Source organism: Streptomyces calidiresistens, assembly GCF_014141525.1.
GTDB lineage: Bacteria > Actinomycetota > Actinomycetes > Streptomycetales > Streptomycetaceae > Streptomyces > Streptomyces calidiresistens.
Genome location: NZ_VKHS01001117.1, coordinates 1 through 1,337, shown reverse-complemented (window position 1 = coordinate 1,337; position 1,337 = coordinate 1). Strand labels below are relative to the sequence as shown.

The window sequence follows — 1,337 nt, the reverse complement described above, 5'->3', positions numbered from 1 at the left end:
GCGGCCGGGGGGACGGTTCGGAAACCGATGGGGGACGGCACCACGACGGTCCCGTTCCGGAGCCCGCCGGCGCCGGCTGACGGGGCGTCGGCCCCGGGCCCGTGGAGCGCGCGGACCGGTGGACCCCACCGGTCCGCGGCGACGTCAGCCGCCGGAGGTGTCCTGCTCGGCGTCGGCCACGATCGCCGGGCAGTCCATCGGGTCGTCGAGCCATCCGTCGGGGAGGACCACCCGGTTGCGTCCCGAGGTGCGTCCGCGCGGTCCGTCCGCCCCGGCCGGCCAGGGCTGGTCCAGATCCAACTCCTCCAGCAGTTCGGCCAGTTCATCCGGCGATGAGGCGACCGCCAGTCGCCTGCGCGCCTCGGAGCCGACCGAGAAGCCCTTGGTGTACCAGGCGACGTGCTTGCGGAAGTCGATGACACCGCGCGACTCGTCCTCCAGCCACTCCCCCAGCAGCCGGGCGTGACGCACCATCGTCGCGGCGACCTCGCGCAGCGTGGGCCGGGCGTATGCCGCGTCCCCCCGTCCCTCGAAGGCGGCCACCAGGTCGGCGAACAGCCAGGGACGGCCGAGGCAGCCCCGTCCCACGACCACGCCGTCGCAGCCGGTCTCGCGGACCATGCGCACGGCGTCGTCGGCGGACCAGATGTCGCCGTTGCCCAGGACGGGGATCTCCGGAACGGCCTCCTTGAGCCGGGCGATGGCGGACCAGTCGGCGGTGCCCCCGTAGTGCTGGGCGGCCGTGCGACCGTGCAGCGCGATGGCGGTGACGCCCTCGTCCACGGCGATCCGGCCCGCGTCGAGGTGGGTGAGGTGGTCGTCGTCGATGCCCTTGCGCATCTTCATGGTCACCGGGAGGTCCCCCGCCCCCCGGACCGCCTCGCGGAGGATGGCCCGCAGCAGGGGACGCTTCCACGGCAGGGCCGAGCCGCCGCCCCGGCGGGTGACCTTGGGGACCGGGCAGCCGAAGTTGAGGTCGATGTGGTCGGCCAGCCCCTCGTCGGCGATCATCCGGGCGGCGCGGCCGACGGTCACCGGGTCCACCCCGTAGAGCTGGACGGAACGGGGGCGCTCGTCGGCGTCGAAGTGGACCAGCCGCATGGTCTTGGCGTTGCGTTCGACCAGTGCGCGGGTGGTGATCATCTCGCTGACGAACAACCCCCGGCCGCCGCTGAACTCACGGCACAGGCGGCGGAAGGGGGCGTTGGTGATGCCCGCCATGGGGGCCAGCACGACCGGCGGCCACACGCGGTGGGGGCCGATGGTCAACGGTCCGGCGACGGCCCCCGGCCGCGGCCCGTCCCCGGCGGGGGTCGGCGGGGCGGGCAGCCCCGGGG

The 1,337-nt window shown here is 74.9% G+C and carries 1 protein-coding gene; it reads right to left on the bottom strand.

Features of this window, described 5'->3' with window-relative positions:
* Positions 1 to 144 precede the first annotated feature (144 nt).
* Positions 145 to 1,221 (bottom strand): tRNA dihydrouridine synthase DusB, encoded by a 1,077-nt coding sequence (gene dusB / locus FOE67_RS25815; RefSeq protein ID WP_182667237.1) that lies wholly within the window; start codon positions 1,219 to 1,221, stop codon positions 145 to 147.
* Between the last annotated feature and the right edge of the window lie 116 nt (positions 1,222 to 1,337).

Coding starts and splice junctions, on each gene's coding strand:
- dusB (WP_182667237.1), bottom strand. CDS start 1,221: ATGGCGGGCATCACCAACGCCCCCTTCCGCCGCCTGTGCCGTGAGTTC.